The sequence below is a fragment of the Atlantibacter hermannii genome, assembly GCF_009907385.1.
In the GTDB taxonomy this organism is placed as follows: Bacteria; Pseudomonadota; Gammaproteobacteria; order Enterobacterales; family Enterobacteriaceae; genus Atlantibacter; species Atlantibacter hermannii_A.
On record NZ_JAAATR010000107.1, the window covers coordinates 1 to 260 of the forward strand.

Sequence of the window (260 nt, forward strand, 5' to 3'; positions counted from 1 at the left end):
GAAGGTTCGAATCCTTCCCCCACCACCATTTTAGGTTATGCGCTGCGTAACCCGAGACGATAAGCTCAGCGAATCGGCTCGAATAGTGAAGGGCTTCTCTTCATATTCAAACAGAAGAATCAGGTAGCCGAGTTCCAGGATGCGGGCATCGTATAATGGCTATTACCTCAGCCTTCCAAGCTGATGATGCGGGTTCGATTCCCGCTGCCCGCTCCAGATGTGCTGATATAGCTCAGTTGGTAGAGCGCACCCTTGGTAAG

The 260-nt window shown here is 51.5% G+C and carries 1 tRNA gene; it reads left to right on the forward strand.

The features are described from left to right. Nucleotides 1-141 precede the first annotated feature (141 nt). Nucleotides 142-216, forward strand: a tRNA-Gly gene (locus tag GV764_RS20300). The last annotated feature ends 44 nt before the right edge of the window (nucleotides 217-260 follow it).